Here is a 16,561-nt window from a genome sequence, read left to right on the forward strand (position 1 = left end):
GGGGTTCCGTAGCGGCACCACACGTTCTAGGTTGGCATCATCATGGGCCGATTTCGCGCCGACGGTGCAGACATTGACAGCGACTACGACGAGCACGGTGTGCGAATCACCCCGCGCAAGGGCGAAGCCGCCGGAGTGCGGGCGGTGCTGGTCTCGTTGCAGCGCAGCCTGAGCCAGATGGGCCTGTGGCGAACCGGTGCCGCCTGGGCCCGGCTGAATCAACGTCACGGGTTCGACTGCCCCGGTTGCGCGTGGCCGGAGGAACACGGCGGGCGCAAGATCGCCGAATTCTGCGAGAACGGCGCCAAGGCCGTCGCTGAGGAGGCCACCAGCCGCGTCATCGGGCCGGATTTTTTTGCCCGTCACTCGATCGAAGAACTGTCCAGCAAACCGGAGTACTGGCTGTCGCAACAGGGCCGCCTCACCCAGCCGGTGGTGCTCCGTCCGGGCGACGACCACTACCGCCCCATCAGCTGGGACGACGCCTATCGACTGATCGCCACGGAGCTGCAGGCGTTGGAGAGCCCCGACCAGGCGGTGTTCTACACCTCGGGTCGCACCAGCAATGAAGCCGCCTTTGCCTACCAGCTCATGGTGCGCAGCTTCGGCACGAACAACCTCCCCGATTGCAGCAATATGTGCCACGAATCGTCGGGGCAGGCGCTCGGCGAATCGATCGGGATCGGCAAGGGCTCGGTCACCGTCGACGACATCGAACGCGCCGACCTGATCCTGATCGCCGGCCAGAATCCCGGCACCAACCACCCGAGAATGCTGTCGGTCCTGGAGAAGGCCAAGGCCAACGGGGCACAGGTGGTGGCGATCAACCCGCTGCCCGAGGCCGGACTGATCCGCTTCAAGGATCCCCAGAAGCTCAATGGCGTGCTCGGCCACGGCGTCCCGATCGCCGACGAGTTCGTCCAGATCCGCCTCGGCGGCGACATGGCGTTGTTCGCCGGGCTGGGCCGACTGCTGCTCGAGGCCGAGGAGCGCGCCCCCGGCACCGTCGTCGACCATGCCTTCATCGACGCGCACTGTGCCGGGTTCGACGAGTACCGCAGCCGGACGCGCGAGGTGGACTTCGACGTGGTGTCCGCCGCGACGGGAGTCGGGCAGGCTCAGCTGCACCGTGTCGCCGAGATGCTGATGGCGTCGCAGCGCACGGTGTTGTGCTGGGCGATGGGCCTGACTCAGCACAGGCATGCCGTGGCCACCATCGGGGAGGCCACCAACGTGCTGCTGCTGCGCGGCATGATCGGAAAGCCCGGCGCCGGGGTCTGCCCGGTGCGAGGGCACTCCAACGTTCAGGGCGATCGAACCATGGGCATCTACGAGCAGATGCCCGAATCGTTCCTGGCCGCGCTGGATCGCCACTTCGGGATCGTGAGCCCGCGCAGGCATGGCTATCACACTGTCGACGCCATCAGGGCGATGCGCGACGGCCGGGCCACGGTGTTCATGGCCATGGGGGGCAACTTTGCGGCCGCCTCGCCGGACACCGAGGTCACCGAGGCCGCACTCCGGCGCTGCTCACTGACAGTGCAGGTGTCGACCAAGCTCAACCGCAGCCATCTGGTCCACGGCAGCAGTGCCCTGATCCTGCCGGCCTTGGGACGCACCGACCGCGACGTCCGCAACGGACACAAACAAGTGGTCTCGGTGGAAGATTCGATGTCGATGGTGCACCTGTCACGCGGCCGCCTGCGCCCTCCCAGCGACGAGGTTCGCAGCGAGGTGCAGATCGTCTGCGAGCTGGCCCGCACCGTGTTGGGGCCGGATCATCCGGTGCCATGGGAGCGCTTTGCCTCCGACTACGACAGCATCCGCGATGCGATCGCCGCGGTGGTCCCCGGCTGCGCCGACTACAACCGCCGGGTCCGCCAACCCGATGGCTTCCAGCTGCCCCATCCGCCGCGTGATGCCCGCGAATTCCCTACGCACACAGGCAAGGCCAACTTCGCGATCAATACCCTGGAATGGGTCCCGACGCCGCCCGGGCGGCTGGTGCTGCAGACCCTGCGCAGCCACGATCAATACAACACCACGATCTACGGGCTCGATGACCGCTACCGCGGGGTGAAGGGCGGCCGCCGGGTGGTCTTTGTCAACCCCACCGACATCGACGCGCTGGGACTGTCCGACGGCAGCCGCGTCGACCTGGTGTCGGAGTGGCGCGACGCCGACGGCCGGCTGCAGGAGCGGCGCGCCGACGATTTCCTGGTGGTGGCCTACGCCACACCGGTCGGCAATGCGGCCGCCTACTATCCGGAGACCAATCCGCTGGTACCGCTGGACCACACCGCGGCCAAGTCCAACACACCGGTGTCCAAGGCCGTGGTGATCCGATTGGAGCCGACGCGGGGCGGGTGACTCGCCTAACCGATCCGGTCGGCCGATCCCGCAGCACACACTTTAAGATCGTTTCTTATGACCAGTGTTACTGAGCACTCCGGTGAGGCCCACGTAGAGGCGCAAGCCGAGCATGTCGTCGACATCCACACCACCGCGGGCAAGCTCGCCGACCTCAAGCGTCGGACCGAGGAGACCCTGCACCCGGTCGGTGAGGCCGCCGTGGAGAAGGTGCACGCCAAGGGCAAGCTGACCGCGCGGGAACGGGTCTACGCCCTGCTCGACGAGGGTTCGTTCGTCGAGCTCGACGCACTGGCCAAGCACCGCAGCACCAACTTCGGCCTGGCTGACAAGCGTCCGCTGGGCGACGGCGTGGTGACCGGATACGGCACCATCGACGGCCGCGAAGTCTGCATCTTCAGCCAGGACGCCACCGTGTTCGGCGGCAGCCTCGGCGAGGTCTACGGCGAGAAGATCGTCAAGGTCCAGGAACTGGCCATGAAGACCGGCCGGCCGCTGATCGGCATCAACGACGGCGCCGGCGCCCGCATCCAGGAGGGTGTGGTCTCGCTGGGCCTGTACAGCAAGATCTTCTACAACAACATCCGGGCCTCCGGCGTCATCCCGCAGATCTCGCTCATCATGGGTGCGGCCGCGGGCGGTCACGTGTACTCCCCCGCCCTGACCGACTTCATCGTGATGGTCGACCAGACCAGCCAGATGTTCATCACCGGCCCCGACGTGATCAAGACCGTCACCGGCGAGGAAGTCACCCAGGAAGAGCTGGGCGGCGCGCACACCCACATGGGCAAGTCCGGCACCGCGCACTACGTCGCTTCCGGCGAGCAGGACGCACTGGACTACGTCCGCGACCTGCTGAGCTACCTCCCCGCGAACAACTACGCCGACCCGCCGCACTTCCCGGTGCCGGCAGCCGAGGGCGCCATCGAGGACAACCTCACTGCCGAGGACCTCGAGCTCGACACGCTGATCCCGGACTCGCCGAACCAGCCGTACGACATGCACGAGGTCATCACCCGGATCCTCGATGACGACGAGTTCCTGGAAGTCCAGGCCGGCTACGCGCAGAACATCATCGTGGGATTCGGCCGGATCGAGGGCCGCACCGTCGGCATCGTGGCCAACCAGCCGACCCAGTTCGCCGGCTGCCTGGACATCAACGCCTCCGAGAAGGCCGCCCGGTTCATCCGGACCTGCGATTGCTACAACATCCCGATCGTGCTGCTGGTCGACGTGCCGGGCTTCCTGCCCGGCACCGAGCAGGAATACAACGGCATCATCCGGCGCGGCGCCAAGCTGCTCTACGCCTACGGTGAGGCCACCGTCGCCAAGATCACCGTCATCACCCGCAAGGCCTACGGCGGCGCGTACTGCGTGATGGGGTCCAAGGAGATGGGCGCTGACGTCAACGTGGCCTGGCCGACGGCCCAGATCGCGGTGATGGGTGCCTCGGGCGCGGTCGGGTTCGTCTACCGCCAGCAGCTCACCGAAGCCTCGAAGAACGGCGACGACGTCGACGCCCTACGCCTGCAGCTCCAGCAGGAATACGAGGACACGTTGGTCAACCCCTACGTTGCCGCCGAGCGCGGCTACGTCGATGCGGTCATCCCGCCGTCGCACACCCGCGGCTACATCGCGGCGTCGCTGCGGTTGCTGGAACGCAAGATCGTCCAGCCGCTGCCCAAGAAGCACGGGAACATCCCCCTGTGAGCGGGGCGAGCGGAGGGAGCGCAGCGATCGACGCGAATGACGCTGTGAGCGGCGACGAGAACGAGGCCACCGCTGCCGTGGAGGAAACTGCGCCGGCTGCCGAGCCGTTCATCAAGGTGCTGCGCGGCAACCCCACTGACGAGGAACTTGCGGCGCTGGTCGCCGTGGTGGGCAGCGCAGGCGGCTCTGGGGCCGAAGCCGGCGCCGGTGCCCGCAATATGTGGGGCCACCCGGTGGACAAGTTGCGGATTCCGGTGTTCAGCTGGCAGCTGATCACTCTGCGGGAACGCACCCATATGCGCCGGTGACGAGACTGAGCGCCAGCGATGCGGAGGATATCCGGCGCCATCTGACCCCGCCGGTGACCCACCGATGACGCGGCTGGTTCTCGGCTCGGCGTCCACCGGGCGCCTGGCGGTGCTGCGTGGCGCCGGACTGGACCCGTTGGTGGTGGTCTCCGGTGTCGATGAGGACGCCGTTATGGCGGGCTTGCCCGCTACCTCAGGTCCAGCTGAAGTGACCGAGGCGTTGGCGGTGGCTAAAGCCGAGCAGGTTGCCTCTGTCATCACATCCCCGGTGAGCACCGATTGCGTTGTGATCGGCTGCGATTCGATGCTGTACATGGCCGGCGAGCTCTGCGGCAAACCACCCACGGTCGACGAGGCCCGGGCCCGCTGGCGCGAGATGGCCGGCAACTCCGGCCAGCTCTACACCGGGCACAGCCTGATCCGGTTGCGTGACAACGTGATCACCCATCGCATCAGCGAATCCAGTGTCACCACAGTGCGGTTCGGCCGGCCCGACGACGATGACCTGGAGGCCTACTTGGCCAGCGGGGAGCCGCTGCGGGTCGCGGGCGGTTTCACCTTGGACGGTCTGGGCGGCTGGTTCGTCGACGGTGTCGACGGAGATCCCTCCAGCGTCATCGGGATCAGCCTGCCGATGTTGCGCCGGCTGCTGCGCCGGGCCGACCTCTCGGTCGCCGCCCTGTGGAAGTCCAACCCCGTCTGACCCTGACGCTGCGCACGCCGACGAGATTTCCCGGCATAAGTGGCGCAACGGTTACCGACCGGTAGGCTCGGCATCGTGCCAGTGCCTGCCGATCCCACCCCCGCCCTGCAGTCCTACGCTCACCCCGAACGCCTCGTGACAGCCGACTGGCTGGCGGGCAATCTGGGCAGGCCCGGTCTGGTCGTGGTGGAGTCCGATGAGGACGTGTTGCTCTACGACATCGGCCACATTCCCACCGCCGTAAAGATCGACTGGGTCACCGACCTCAACGATTCCCCGGTCCGTGACTACATCACCGGCGAGCAGTTCGCCGACCTGATGAACCGCAAAGGCATCTCCCGCGACGATACGGTGGTCATCTACGGCGACAAGTCCAACTGGTGGGCCGCCTATGCGCTGTGGGTGTTCACCCTGTTCGGCCACGAGGACGTACGGCTGCTCGACGGCGGGCGCGACCTGTGGGTGTCCTCGGGCCGCGAGACCACGCTGGACGTGCCGTCGAAGGCCACCACGGGCTACCCCGTCGTCAAACGCAACGACGCCCCCATCCGGGCCTACAAGGACGACGTGCTGGCGAGTATCGGCCAGGTGCCTTTGATCGACGTCCGCTCACCGCAGGAGTACACCGGCGAGCGCACCCACATGCCGGAATACCCGGAGGAGGGCGTGCTGCGCGGGGGCCACATTCCCACCGCGGTGTCGGTGCCGTGGAGCCGGGCGGCCGACGATGCCGGCCGGTTCCGCAAGCGTGAGGAACTCGAGGTGCTCTACGGGTTCCTCAAGCCCGGCGACAAGCCGATCGCCTACTGCCGCATCGGGGAACGCTCCAGCCACACCTGGTTTGTGCTGACCCATCTGCTCGGCCTGGACAACGTCCGCAACTACGACGGCTCCTGGACCGAGTGGGGCAACACGGTTCGCGTGCCGATCGTCGACGGACCTGACCCCGGACAGCTCGCCGGAGCCCCGAACAGCTGATGAGCCTGCCGGAGGGACTGGCGCAGGTGGTATCCGACTTCGCCGAAGTCGAGGGCCAGGACAAGCTGCGACTGCTGATCGAATTCGCCGACGAACTGCCCGCACTGCCTGACGACCTGGCCGAATCGGCCATGGAACCGGTACCAGAGTGCCAGTCTCCGTTGTTCCTGCATGTCGACGCCGCCGACCGCCAGCGGGTGCGGCTGTACTTCAGCGCGCCGGTAGAGGCACCGACGACGCGAGGCTTCGCGTCGATCTGGGCCGCCGGCCTCGACGGCCAGCCCGCCGACGTCATCCTGGGCGTACCGGAGGATTTCGCCTCCACGCTGGGGCTGGCGGCCCTGATCAGCCCGCTGCGGCTACGCGGAATGTCGGCCATGTTGACCCGCATCAAGCGGCATTTACGCGCCGCCTAAGGGGCACCTGGAACAGGTTCAGCGGTCGCGCTTTACACTGCCTGAAGCTAGATTCTTAAAGACCTTTCTTAAACATGCCTTCAGGAGGGCCAGTGGCGAACCATGCCAGCTCGAAGATCTCCAAGGTGCTCGTCGCCAACCGCGGAGAGATCGCAGTCCGGGTGATCCGCGCCGCGCGCGACGCCGGATTGGCCAGCGTGGCCGTGTACGCCGAACCCGACGCCGACGCACCGCACGTCCGGCTTGCCGATGAGGCCTTCGCCCTGGGTGGGCAGACCTCGGCCGAGTCGTACCTGGTGTTCGAGAAGATCCTCGACGCCGCGGCCCAGTCGGGCGCCAACGCGATCCACCCGGGCTACGGCTTCCTCTCGGAGAACGCCGAATTCGCCCAGGCCGTGCTCGACGCCGGGCTGATCTGGATCGGGCCGAGCCCGCAGTCGATCCGCGACCTCGGCGACAAGGTCACCGCACGTCACATCGCCGCCCGCGCCAAGGCTCCGCTGGTGCCCGGCACCCCGGACCCGGTCAAGGACGCCGACGAGGTGGTGGCCTTCGCCAAGGAGTACGGCGTCCCGGTGGCGATCAAGGCCGCGTTCGGCGGCGGTGGTCGCGGCATGAAGGTGGCCCGCACCCTCGAGGAGATCCCCGAGCTGTTCGAGTCGGCCACCCGTGAGGCGATTGCCGCCTTCGGCCGTGGCGAGTGCTTCGTGGAGCGTTACCTGGACAAGCCGCGCCACGTCGAGGCCCAGGTCATCGCCGACCAGCACGGCAACGTCGTGGTCGCGGGAACCCGCGACTGCTCGCTGCAGCGCCGCTTCCAGAAGCTGGTCGAGGAGGCCCCGGCGCCGTTCCTGACCGACGCGCAACGCAAGGAGATCCACGAGTCGGCCAAGCGGATCTGCAAGGAGGCCGGCTACTACGGCGCCGGCACCGTGGAGTACCTGGTCGGCCAGGACGGGCTGATCAGCTTCCTGGAGGTCAACACCCGGCTGCAGGTGGAACACCCGGTCACCGAGGAGACCTCCGGTATCGACCTGGTGCGTGAGCAGTTCCGGATCGCCAACGGCGAGCCGCTCGACATCACCGAGGACCCCGCACCGCGCGGCCACTCCATCGAGTTCCGCATCAACGGCGAGGACGCCGGTCGCGGCTTCCTGCCCGCCCCCGGCCCGGTCACCCGCTTCGACCCGCCGACCGGCCCCGGCATCCGGATGGACTCCGGCGTGGAGACCGGTTCGGTGATCGGCGGCCAGTTCGACTCGATGCTGGCCAAGCTGATCGTGACCGGTGCGACCCGGACCGAGGCCCTGGAGCGCGCCCGGCGCGCCCTGGACGAGTTCCACGTGGAGGGGCTGGCCACGGTCATCCCGTTCGACCGTGTGGTGGTTCGCGACCCGGCGTTCATCGGCGACGAGAACGGCTTCACGGTGCACACCCGCTGGATCGAGACCGAGTTCGAGAACAACATCGAACCCTTCACCGGCGGTGAGCCGCTCGATGAGGACGACGCCGCACCTCGGCAGAAGGTGGTCGTCGAGGTCGGCGGTCGGCGCCTGGAGGTGTCCTTGCCGGGCGATCTGGCCCTGGGCGGCGGCGGTGCCGGCGGCGCCGGCGGCGCGATCCGCAAGAAGCCCAAGGCCCGCAAGCGTGGTGCGCACGGCGGTGCAGCGGCGTCCGGCGATGCCGTCACGGCACCGATGCAGGGCACCGTGGTGAAGGTGGCCGTCGAGGAGGGCCAGGAGGTCGCCGCCGGTGACCTGGTCGCCGTCCTGGAGGCCATGAAGATGGAGAACCCAGTCACCGCGCACAAGGACGGTGTCATCACCGGGCTGTCCGCCGAGGCCGGTTCTGCGATCACCCAGGGCACTGTGCTCTGCGAGATCAAGTAACCGGCCATAGAGCCCGTCGAGATCAACGCCGGCCCGTGGTATCTGCGGATGCCACGGGCCGACGATCGGGTCGATGACCGCCCCAGCCTGGCCGACCTCGGTGAGTCCGATCCGGACTACGTCGCCAGGGCGGCAACCGGTTGGGCCGAGGACACGCGCTATCTGTGGGCGGTCTGCGAGCCTACGACCGGTGAACTACTAGCCGAAGTGGCACTGAATCCAGGTTCGGGTGAGATCGGCATTCGTCACCGGCCAGGTCACGACCAGGCAGGCCAAACCGGGGCGCAAGCAGTGTTTCGATTCGCCGCCGCAGCGTTAGGTCTGGCCCCGGCGACGGCCCTCGCGGATAGTCCGGCGGCGGCCGACGAAAAGCCAGACGACGCCGCCGACCGCCAGGGCTAGGACCGAAATCCCAAAGCCCAGCGTCCAGCCGGCATCGTGCTGCGCCGCGGCACTCATGAAGCCCACCAACGCCAAGGTCGCCATCACCAGCATGGCCAACCCCGGCAGTTCCCGGCGGTCCTTGAACACCAATCCGGCGCGCGGTTGGGTCGTTCGCCTGCGATCGATTCCCTCATCGGTATCGCTCATGGGAGTTCGGGTACCCGCGACGCTGTTTCGCAAAACCCCAGCATCGCTATGCCGCTGCGTCTCGCAGCGCCGCCAACAGCGGCTCCGCAGCCTCCTTGAGGAACGCCTCCTGCGTATCTCCCCCGATCTGAATCAGGGCGATGTCGGTGAATCCCGCATCGCGGTAGGCGCCCACCGCATTGACGATCGCACTCAGATCCGGGCCACAGGCTATGGCGTCGGCGACGTCGCGTGGCTGCACGAAGCGGGTGGCAGCCGCGAATGCAGTCGGTGTCGGCAACTCGGCGTTGACCGACCAGCCGCCGCCGAACCAGCGGAACTGTCGGTGGGCGCGTTGGATCGCCGTGTCACGGTCGGGGTCCCAACTCACCGGTAGCTGTCCGATGACGCGGCCTCCCTCGGCCAACCCTGCCGCCCGGCGGGCGGCGTGCCACGACTGAACCAGGTCGCGGTCGGGCTGGACCGCGATCAGATGGTCCGTGGCGGCGGCAAATCTGTCGACCCCCTCGTCCCCCGACATGGCCACGGCCAGCGCGACCGGTATGTCGGGGAGGTCCCACAGCCGTGCCTGGTCGACCTGAAAGTACTCGCCGTCGTGGTCGACCGTCTCACCCATCAACAGCTCCCGGATGATCTTGATGGCCTCACTGAGCATGGCTTGCCGGCGTCGGGCATTCGGCCAACCCGCACCTGTGACGATGTGCTCGTTGAGGTTCTCCCCACTGCCCAGCCCCAAGGTGAATCGCCCCTCGGCAAGAATCTGCAGGGTCGCCGCCTGCTGCGCCACCACCGCGGGGTGGTAGCGCATGGTCGGGCAGGTCACGTAGCTGTACAGGTCGATGTCGGCAGTGGCGTACGCAACCGCGCCCAGCACCGTAGCCGCGTGGGGTGCGTGGCCCTGCGAGGTCAACCACGGCGAGAAGTGATCGCTACACACCGCAAAGTCGAAGCCGCGCTCCTCGGCGGCAATGGCGTGGCGGACAAGTTCGGTGGGCCCACTCTGTTCGGTCATGAGGGTGTAGCCAAAGCGTGTCATGGCAGCGTGGGTACCCATCGGTCCATCGGCGAAACGATGCGCCACCGTTTGGCGCGGGCCCCGCGCGGGGTAACCGCAGACGTGACCATCGCAGCGATCACCACCGAACCCCGCCTGCCCGTCGCCTGCGGCCCGTTGTCGGCGGCGGTCTGCGGGTTGCTGACCCTGCCCCCCGGAGCAGCCCCCGAGACCCTGCCTCCGATCGCCGGTGCCGACCCCTACGGTCGCGACCTGCAATTGGCGCTGTACGTCTGCTACGAGCTGCACTACCGCGGTTTCGCCGGGGTGGATCCGGACTGGGAATGGGACGTCGCACTGTTGGCGCTGCGCGCGCACCTGGAGAGGGCATTCCTCGACCGCGTCCGCCAGGACGTCGGGGAAACACCGCCGTCGTGGTCGGCGAACGACGAAATGAACGCTGCAGCCACCGAGCCGGTGCAAGGCACGGGGCCCTCGTGGCACCTGCGGGATCACGGCACCTGGGGCCAGGCCCGCGAGTACTTCGTCCACAGGTCGCTGTATCACCTCAAAGAGGGCGACCCGCACGCCTGGATCATCCCGCGCCTGACCGGCCAGGCCAAGGCCTCCTTTGTCGCGGTCGAGTTCGATGAGTATGGCGCCGGACGGGGGCCGAAGGCGCACCAGCAACTGTTCGCCGACCTGCTCACCGCCGCCGGCCTGGATGCCGACTACCTCGCGTACCTGGACATCGTTCCGGCCGAGTCGCTGGCAGTGGTCAACCTGATGTCGCTGTTCGGACTGCACCGCCGCTGGCGGGGCGCGGCCGCCGGGCACTTCGCCGCCACCGAGATCACTTCCCCGCCCGGCTCCAGCCGACTGGTCACCGCGCTGCGGCGGATGGGCGCGCCGGATCCATGTGTCACCTTCTATGCCGAGCACGTCGAGGCCGACGCGGTGCATGAACAGGTGGTGCGCACCGACGTCATCGGCGACCTACTGCACCACTGTCCGCATTTGGAGACCGATGTCGTGTTCGGTATGCGTGCTCACGCCGCGGTGGAGAATCGGCTTGCCGAACTGATGACATCCGCCTGGTCGGCGGGCCGCTCGTCGTTAGTCCCGCTGTGAGACTTAAGGTTTCGCTGGGATTTTCCCCAATTGTCGGCGATTCCTTTGCCAAGGCCAGCGCCGTTGGGTAACGTCTGCATCGTCCGGTTGAGCTCACAGCCGCAGCAGAACATCACCGGGTCACAGTGACCGGAAAAGATGCACTGATGTCATCCAGCAGTACGATTCGTCGCCTGATGGAGTGAGAATATGACGAGTAGCAGAATCGCCGAGATCGCTTTCGCCACACCTGCAACCGAAGCCACCCAGGCTTGGCGCAGCCATACCGCCAAGTTCACCGTCCACTGGGGGCGGGCCGGAGCGGTGGTCTCGGTCGATGGAGAGATAGACGCCGCCAACGCGAGCGCATTCGCCGACTATGCCAAACAGTGCGCCGACTGCTGCGAGTGGCTGGTGGTAGATTTGTCGCAGCTGACTTTCATTGGTACCGAAGGGTTTTCTGCCCTCCAATCGGTCAGCGCGCAGTGCGCCAGTACACAGACGCAGCTCAAGGTGGTTCCCAGTAGCGCACTACGAACCCTGCTGCGGATCTGCGACCCGCAGTCGCGGCTTCCGCTGGTGGGATCACTGTCGGATGCCCTAGCTGACGTGCAGCGGATCAGCCGGCCGCTTCGCCTGGTGCCCTGAGTCCGGCTGCGACCGCCCGGGTAGCGAACATCCACTAAGTCACCTCGATCAGACGCTGATCGCGGCTGTTGACTTGTCGGCCATGAGCATTGCTCGCTAGCGTCCCCGGACCCGGCGGTTGTACTTCTTGATAGCTGTCACCAGTTCGGCTTTGCGCATCGAGCGCCCGTGGATGTCGAGCCGGCGCGCAATATCCAGCAGGTGCTGTTTACTGGCGTTGGCGTCGACCCCTTCCGCGGAGGGGCCGGTGTTGTTCGGGCCGCCGCCCGCCGCGCTTATCCGACGGGCCGCGCTTGGCCTTCGCCTCCCAGTGGTCGCCGACTTTCTCGAAACTGTGCTTCAGCGCGGCGTAGGCCACCTGAGCTTTGGCGCTGGAACGTTGCAGCGTGGTGGGCAGCTCGGTCCACTTGGGGGTGCCGCTCTTCGACATCTTGGGCATGAGGCCTCCTCGTGAACATCTCGATCGCGTCTGGATACCCGTCCGGAATACCGGCCAATCCGTTGCGACCCGTGGTTCGTCGATCCGGCTTTTTCCACTTGCCAGGTTTCGACTGCGTGCAAAGCGGGAATGAATGCGTTCACAACAAGAATGGAGGACGCATGCGGATCGGTGGATTGGCCGGGCCCATTGTGCTGCTCTGGTTGGTGATCGGCATTTTCGCCGCGTGGCAGCGCGACTATTTCCACGGAAGCCAGACCAGCTGCGCCAGTGCCGGAACCATCGCCGTGACCGTTCTGGCCGGCCCGCTGAACTATGCCGGCGTCAAACCCGTCGTATCGGATTGCCATATACCGCAGCCGTCATCATTGGATGCGGTCGGTTTCATTGTGTGAGAGAAGGGATTGCAAATGATTGGCCTCGGGGTAATTCTGCTGATTCTGGCGCTCGTCTTCAAGATCAATGTCCTCTGGACGGTCGGCGTCATTCTGCTGGTGGTCGGTGCTGCATTGTGGATTCTGGGTGCGATCGGGCGTCCGGTCGCGGGCCGACGCTACTGGTACTGATCGGCTAAGGCGCGCCGTCGCTGAAGTCTTGACCTAGGCCTGGGACGGCCTGTTCTGGGACCGCTCACCTTGGAGGACAGGGGCAGATGCGATGGCCGTCCCCACCGGCGACGATCGGGACCCGTTCACGCATATCGCCCTGACGTACGGATCACCGCAGGAATACCTGGATCATCTGGTGCCGTTCGTCGGCGATGGCGTGAATGACGGCTTTCCGGTCTTGGTCGCGGTCCCGGGCCCCAACCTGTCACTGCTGCGTGACCGCCTGCCCGCGGGCACCGTCGACGCGGTGAAGCTGGTCGACATGAGCCTGGTCGGACGCAACCCCGGCCACATCCTGGGCGCGGTGTTCGGCACCTTTGCCGCGCGGCACCCGTCGGGCCCGGTGCGAATGGTCGGCGAGCAAGTCTGGATTGGCCGATCACCGTTGGAGTATTCGGCCTGCCTGCAGCATGAGGCACTGGTCAATGAGGCATTCGCGGGCCGCGACATCGCATTGGTCTGCCCCTACGACGCAACGCATTTGGACTCAGAGACCCTTGCGGACGCAGCGCTCACCCATCCACGAGTGAGCCGGAGCGGACGTCCGGATCAGGCCAGCGCCAGCTTCGCTCCAGAAGCCGCCTGGGCACGCTGCAACGAGCCGTTGCCCGGCAACCCCACCGCGGCCAGCTATGCATTGCACCGCCTCGCAGATCTGGCCGGCGCCCGACAATTCTGCGCCAAGTACGCGCGGTGGTTCGGCTTCTCCGCCGACGGCATCGCAGATCTGCAGCTGATCGTCAATGAGCTGGCCTCTAACAGCCTGCAGCACGGACGACGGCCGAGCACCCTGTTGTTGTGGGAATCCGCGGGTTACCTGGTCTGCCAGGTACGCGACGCCGGCCAGCTGACCGACCGACTTGCCGGACGGCGGCCGATCGTGGATGACGTCGATGACGGTCGCGGCCTGTACGTGGTCAATGCCACCGCTGACTTGGTGCGCATCCACACCGGGCCATCGGGGACCACGGTGCAGGCACATCTTCGGATGCGCCGGGGCTGACCGCGGGAGGGAGGGCGAGGCAACGCTGCGGGGAGAGCAGTGAACCGCAGCGTTACCTCGCCGAACCCCATGGTGACGTCGCGCTGCACACTCCTTGTCCGCCACGCCCGTGGCGATACGCGCGTCACCGATCGTCGTTGTCCGTAGTGCTGGAACATCACCTCCTCTGAGTGGCACGTGCTCGATCAGATCCGCCGCGGGAGCCACGGCGGACACCACGTAGTAGGCGAGGCCGGCTATGGGCCCCGGCCGATCAGGCGTTGATGACCCGCTCTCCGTGGCCGCTGGCGACCTTGATCCGGCGCGGCTTCGCCTTCTCGGCTACCGGGATGGTGAGGCGCAGCACCCCATCGTGGTAACTGGCCTGGATCTGCTCGGCATCGAGGGTGTCGCCGAGGAACAGTTGCCGGCTGAACACTCCGCGCGGCCGCTCCGCTGACACCATCTCGCGGCTCTGGTCCAGCGCCGGACGCCGGGCATGCACAGTCAGGACGTTGCGCTCCACGTCGAGGTCCAAGGAATCCTCGGCGACGCCCGGGAGGTCGAACTCGACGATGAACTGGTCACCGTCACGCCAAGCATCCATCGGCATGAGCGCCGGTCGCGCCGCGGTCCCCGACACCTGCTGGGTCCAACGGTCGAGATCACGGAACGGGTCGGTACGCATCAACATCATCTCCACCTCCTGATTATCCGGCAGATCATCTATGCCTGCCGACATAGATTTTTATATAGCACCGGTGGTAGGTTGATGCAACAGCTGGCGGCAACGAATTCTCGACGAGTGAAGGCGACGTGCGGTGACACCAGACAGCAACGCCCGATCCGGGCTCGGGGTATACGGGATCTCGGTGGCTGCCGAACTGTCCGGACTCGGCCAGCAGACACTGCGTCTCTACGAGAGCCGCGGATTACTGACCCCGGCGCGCACTCCAGGCGGAACGCGCCGCTACAGCGATGACGACATTGCTCGACTTAGACGCATCACGGAGCTGGTCGGCATCGGTATCAACGTGGCAGGCATCGGTCAGATACTCGGCCTGGAAGCGGACAATGCCCGATTGGTCTCCGACAACACCCGGCTGCGATCGGACAACTCCCAGCTGAAGACGGATTACGCCCTGCTGGCTGGTACCCGAAGCAGCGCACACCAGCCCCTGTCGCGCGGCTAGCCCGAGTCAGCGGCGTCCACCGGGACCTGTCGGGACGAGCCACTGCGCCGCCGGTGGCTGGTGTCGCACAACGGATAGTTGCGACTGCGCCCACACGTGCAGATGGCGACCATGAAGCGATCGGATTCGACGACGCCGTGTGGTGTCTCGATACGCACCGGCCCTGCGACCAGCATCGGGCCGTTGCGCACGATCTGCACCACCCGAGGCTCTGGCGCGGTCATGGCTTGTCCGCCCTGATCACCACCAGCTGTTCCACCCGACAGCCGTAGGGCACCTGGCCGGTCGATTCCAGCCAGCCGGCGTGCGCCGAGAGAACCGGACCGAAGGGGATGTGTCGAACGGCAGCGACCTGGGCGGTCAGCCCCACGGCCCGCAGCGCAACGAGGGACTGCCCGACGCCGGCGAGAGCGGACTGCACCAGTAGCAGGGAGCCCCCTTTGCCCAACAGCGCTGCCGCAGAGTGGCACAGCGGATCCAGCACGAGCCGGCCGTCCGCTCCGCCATTCCAGGACCATTCCGGACCGCCCGCGGACCGGACGGGCCCACCGTGGCGTGGCGAAGGCACATAAGGCGGATTAGCTACCACCAGGTCGAAAGGCGCGTACCGCAGTGCGTCGTCCCATGGGCCCTGCCGGACTGCGATGTCCACGCCGGCCGCACGGGCGTTGTCGCGAGCACACCGCACGGCTCGCGAGCAGATGTCGAACGCGGTGACGCGGTCGGCTCCCAGCTCGGCCGCCGCGATAGCCGCGACGCCGCTGCCGGTGCATAGGTCCAACACGCTGGCGCGGTGAGCCAAACAGGTGCGTTCGATGGTCTCGATGAGCAGCTGGGAATCTGCTTGCGGAACATAGACACCGTCTACGCGCGGCGGCCGGTGACGTCGGGCCGCGGGCAGGCCAACGATGGTCATGGGCGGCTGCCCGTCAGTTCTGCGGAGGATGTCACGCAGCACCGAGTACCCGCGCCCGGCAGTGTCAAACACTGCGCCCCAAGCGATCTCCGCCCGATCCTGCGAAGCGAGCCCGCAACGCCGCTGGGCCCGATCCGTTGGATCGGGCCCAGCTCAGCCGCAGAGGTCAGGTGTTGCTCGTCCAGACCAGTACATCCTGGACTCCGTCGTTGTAGACCACACCGTCCGGTGCAGGGCCCGTCACGTCGAAGTAGATCTTGCCGTTCGCGGCCGTACCCTGGGCGATCGGTGCCGGACTGATGCCGTCAGGCGTCGGAACCGTGTTGACCACCCGATATGTGTCACTGTTGGCCGCCCTGGCGTTGAAATCAGCGACCACCGGCGTCACGGTGCCACTGTCGGCGCGAGCGGTCACGTCGGCCTGATACAGCTTGCCGCGCGGTTGATAACCCGGGATGGTGACGTTGGCCGGGCCCAGATTGCTGACCGTGTACGACGTCACCATCGCGCCGTCGTTGAGCTGTGACGGCGTTCCGAACGGCTGAATCGCCGGCTCGGCGGCCGCGGTGCCGGCGGCAAATACACTCAGCGCAGCGATTCCGGCCGCACCAGCGGCTGCTTTGACCGCAGTTGTGGAGAGCTTCATTTCTGACTCCTCCGATTCCTTTCGATTTTTGGCGGCAGTCCGCTTTTCTGGAACCTGGCC

Annotated in this window: 20 protein-coding genes and 1 pseudogene; 14 read left to right on the plus strand and 7 right to left on the minus strand. The window is 66.7% G+C overall.

Going from position 1 to position 16,561, the window contains the following annotated elements; translation table 11 throughout:
- Positions 1-42 precede the first annotated feature (42 nt).
- The 8 genes from G6N09_RS03815 (at position 43) to G6N09_RS19805 (ending at position 8,776) form a co-directional block, all read left to right on the plus strand.
- Positions 43-2,370, plus strand: coding sequence for an FdhF/YdeP family oxidoreductase (locus tag G6N09_RS03815; protein WP_083023762.1), 2,328 nt, complete (start codon positions 43-45; stop codon positions 2,368-2,370).
- Between the two features lie 57 nt (positions 2,371-2,427).
- The gene (locus G6N09_RS03820; protein ID WP_083023760.1) at positions 2,428-4,080 is read left to right on the plus strand and encodes an acyl-CoA carboxylase subunit beta; all 1,653 of its coding nucleotides are present in this window, start codon (positions 2,428-2,430) and stop codon (positions 4,078-4,080) included.
- Complete coding sequence (locus G6N09_RS03825; RefSeq protein WP_308214839.1) at positions 4,077-4,388, plus strand: acyl-CoA carboxylase subunit epsilon; 312 nt, start codon at positions 4,077-4,079, stop codon at positions 4,386-4,388. The genes G6N09_RS03820 and G6N09_RS03825 overlap by 4 nt, the downstream gene beginning before the upstream one ends.
- A gap of 64 nt (positions 4,389-4,452) precedes the next feature.
- Positions 4,453-5,091, plus strand: coding sequence for a Maf family protein (locus G6N09_RS03830; RefSeq protein ID WP_083023756.1), 639 nt, complete (start codon positions 4,453-4,455; stop codon positions 5,089-5,091).
- 75 nt (positions 5,092-5,166) lie between these two features.
- On the plus strand, positions 5,167-6,069 hold the full coding sequence (locus G6N09_RS03835) for a sulfurtransferase (protein WP_083023754.1): 903 nt from the start codon (positions 5,167-5,169) through the stop codon (positions 6,067-6,069).
- Positions 6,069-6,485, plus strand: coding sequence for a SufE family protein (locus G6N09_RS03840; protein WP_083023752.1), 417 nt, complete (start codon positions 6,069-6,071; stop codon positions 6,483-6,485). The genes G6N09_RS03835 and G6N09_RS03840 overlap by 1 nt, the downstream gene beginning before the upstream one ends.
- Positions 6,486-6,577: 92 nt before the next feature.
- Positions 6,578-8,374 (plus strand): acetyl/propionyl/methylcrotonyl-CoA carboxylase subunit alpha, encoded by a 1,797-nt coding sequence (locus G6N09_RS03845; RefSeq protein WP_083023749.1) that lies wholly within the window; start codon positions 6,578-6,580, stop codon positions 8,372-8,374.
- Between the two features lie 6 nt (positions 8,375-8,380).
- Positions 8,381-8,776: a GNAT family N-acetyltransferase gene (locus G6N09_RS19805; RefSeq protein WP_234806946.1), complete on the plus strand. Its 396-nt coding sequence runs from the start codon at positions 8,381-8,383 to the stop codon at positions 8,774-8,776.
- Here the strand turns inward: G6N09_RS19805 and G6N09_RS03855 are convergent.
- Both G6N09_RS03855 and G6N09_RS03860 read right to left on the minus strand, forming a co-directional pair.
- The gene (locus tag G6N09_RS03855; RefSeq protein ID WP_163752573.1) at positions 8,690-8,965 is read right to left on the minus strand and encodes a UsfY protein; all 276 of its coding nucleotides are present in this window, start codon (positions 8,963-8,965) and stop codon (positions 8,690-8,692) included. The two genes, G6N09_RS19805 and G6N09_RS03855, sit on opposite strands and share 87 nt — an antisense overlap.
- 46 nt (positions 8,966-9,011) lie before the next feature.
- On the minus strand, positions 9,012-10,001 hold the full coding sequence (locus G6N09_RS03860; RefSeq protein WP_083023745.1) for a TIGR03557 family F420-dependent LLM class oxidoreductase: 990 nt from the start codon (positions 9,999-10,001) through the stop codon (positions 9,012-9,014).
- A gap of 81 nt (positions 10,002-10,082) precedes the next feature.
- On the opposite strand from G6N09_RS03860, the gene G6N09_RS03865 reads away from it, so the two are divergent.
- Positions 10,083-11,090, plus strand: coding sequence for an iron-containing redox enzyme family protein (locus G6N09_RS03865; protein ID WP_083023743.1), 1,008 nt, complete (start codon positions 10,083-10,085; stop codon positions 11,088-11,090).
- Between the two features lie 189 nt (positions 11,091-11,279).
- Complete coding sequence (locus tag G6N09_RS03870; protein ID WP_083023742.1) at positions 11,280-11,717, plus strand: STAS domain-containing protein; 438 nt, start codon at positions 11,280-11,282, stop codon at positions 11,715-11,717.
- 96 nt (positions 11,718-11,813) lie between these two features.
- On the opposite strand, the pseudogene G6N09_RS03875 reads toward G6N09_RS03870, so the two are convergent.
- A pseudogene (locus G6N09_RS03875) lies at positions 11,814-12,156 on the minus strand (ChaB family protein).
- A 161-nt stretch (positions 12,157-12,317) separates the two neighbouring features.
- Here G6N09_RS03875 and G6N09_RS03880 point away from each other — a divergent pair.
- The 3 genes from G6N09_RS03880 to G6N09_RS03885 all read left to right on the plus strand — a co-directional run bounded on the left by G6N09_RS03880 (position 12,318) and on the right by G6N09_RS03885 (position 13,767).
- Positions 12,318-12,551, plus strand: a complete 234-nt coding sequence (locus tag G6N09_RS03880; protein WP_083023967.1) for a hypothetical protein — start codon at positions 12,318-12,320, stop codon at positions 12,549-12,551.
- Between the two features lie 15 nt (positions 12,552-12,566).
- Complete coding sequence (locus G6N09_RS19450; protein ID WP_165756570.1) at positions 12,567-12,722, plus strand: hypothetical protein; 156 nt, start codon at positions 12,567-12,569, stop codon at positions 12,720-12,722.
- 91 nt (positions 12,723-12,813) lie between these two features.
- Positions 12,814-13,767 carry an anti-sigma factor RsbA family regulatory protein gene (locus G6N09_RS03885; RefSeq protein WP_083023740.1) on the plus strand — a complete coding sequence of 318 codons (954 nt, stop codon included), beginning with the start codon at positions 12,814-12,816 and terminating at the stop codon, positions 13,765-13,767.
- A gap of 253 nt (positions 13,768-14,020) precedes the next feature.
- Here G6N09_RS03885 and G6N09_RS03890 read toward each other — a convergent pair whose 3' ends face one another.
- Positions 14,021-14,443: an Hsp20/alpha crystallin family protein gene (locus tag G6N09_RS03890; protein ID WP_083023965.1), complete on the minus strand. Its 423-nt coding sequence runs from the start codon at positions 14,441-14,443 to the stop codon at positions 14,021-14,023.
- Between the two features lie 124 nt (positions 14,444-14,567).
- Between G6N09_RS03890 and G6N09_RS03895 the strand changes: the two genes are divergently transcribed.
- Complete coding sequence (locus G6N09_RS03895; protein ID WP_083023738.1) at positions 14,568-14,939, plus strand: MerR family transcriptional regulator; 372 nt, start codon at positions 14,568-14,570, stop codon at positions 14,937-14,939.
- Here the strand turns inward: G6N09_RS03895 and G6N09_RS03900 are convergent.
- From G6N09_RS03900 to G6N09_RS03910, 3 genes are all read right to left on the minus strand, one after another.
- A complete protein-coding gene (locus tag G6N09_RS03900; protein WP_083023736.1) occupies positions 14,936-15,163 on the minus strand; it encodes a CDGSH iron-sulfur domain-containing protein in 228 nt (75 codons plus the stop codon). The genes G6N09_RS03895 and G6N09_RS03900 overlap by 4 nt on opposite strands.
- Positions 15,160-15,855, minus strand: coding sequence for a HemK2/MTQ2 family protein methyltransferase (locus tag G6N09_RS03905; RefSeq protein ID WP_083023718.1), 696 nt, complete (start codon positions 15,853-15,855; stop codon positions 15,160-15,162). The genes G6N09_RS03900 and G6N09_RS03905 overlap by 4 nt, the downstream gene beginning before the upstream one ends.
- A gap of 166 nt (positions 15,856-16,021) precedes the next feature.
- On the minus strand, positions 16,022-16,501 hold the full coding sequence (locus G6N09_RS03910) for an MPT63 family protein (RefSeq protein ID WP_083023716.1): 480 nt from the start codon (positions 16,499-16,501) through the stop codon (positions 16,022-16,024).
- Positions 16,502-16,561 lie beyond the last annotated feature (60 nt).

Source organism: Mycolicibacter minnesotensis, assembly GCF_010731755.1.
In the GTDB taxonomy this organism is placed as follows: domain Bacteria; phylum Actinomycetota; class Actinomycetes; order Mycobacteriales; family Mycobacteriaceae; genus Mycobacterium; species Mycobacterium minnesotense.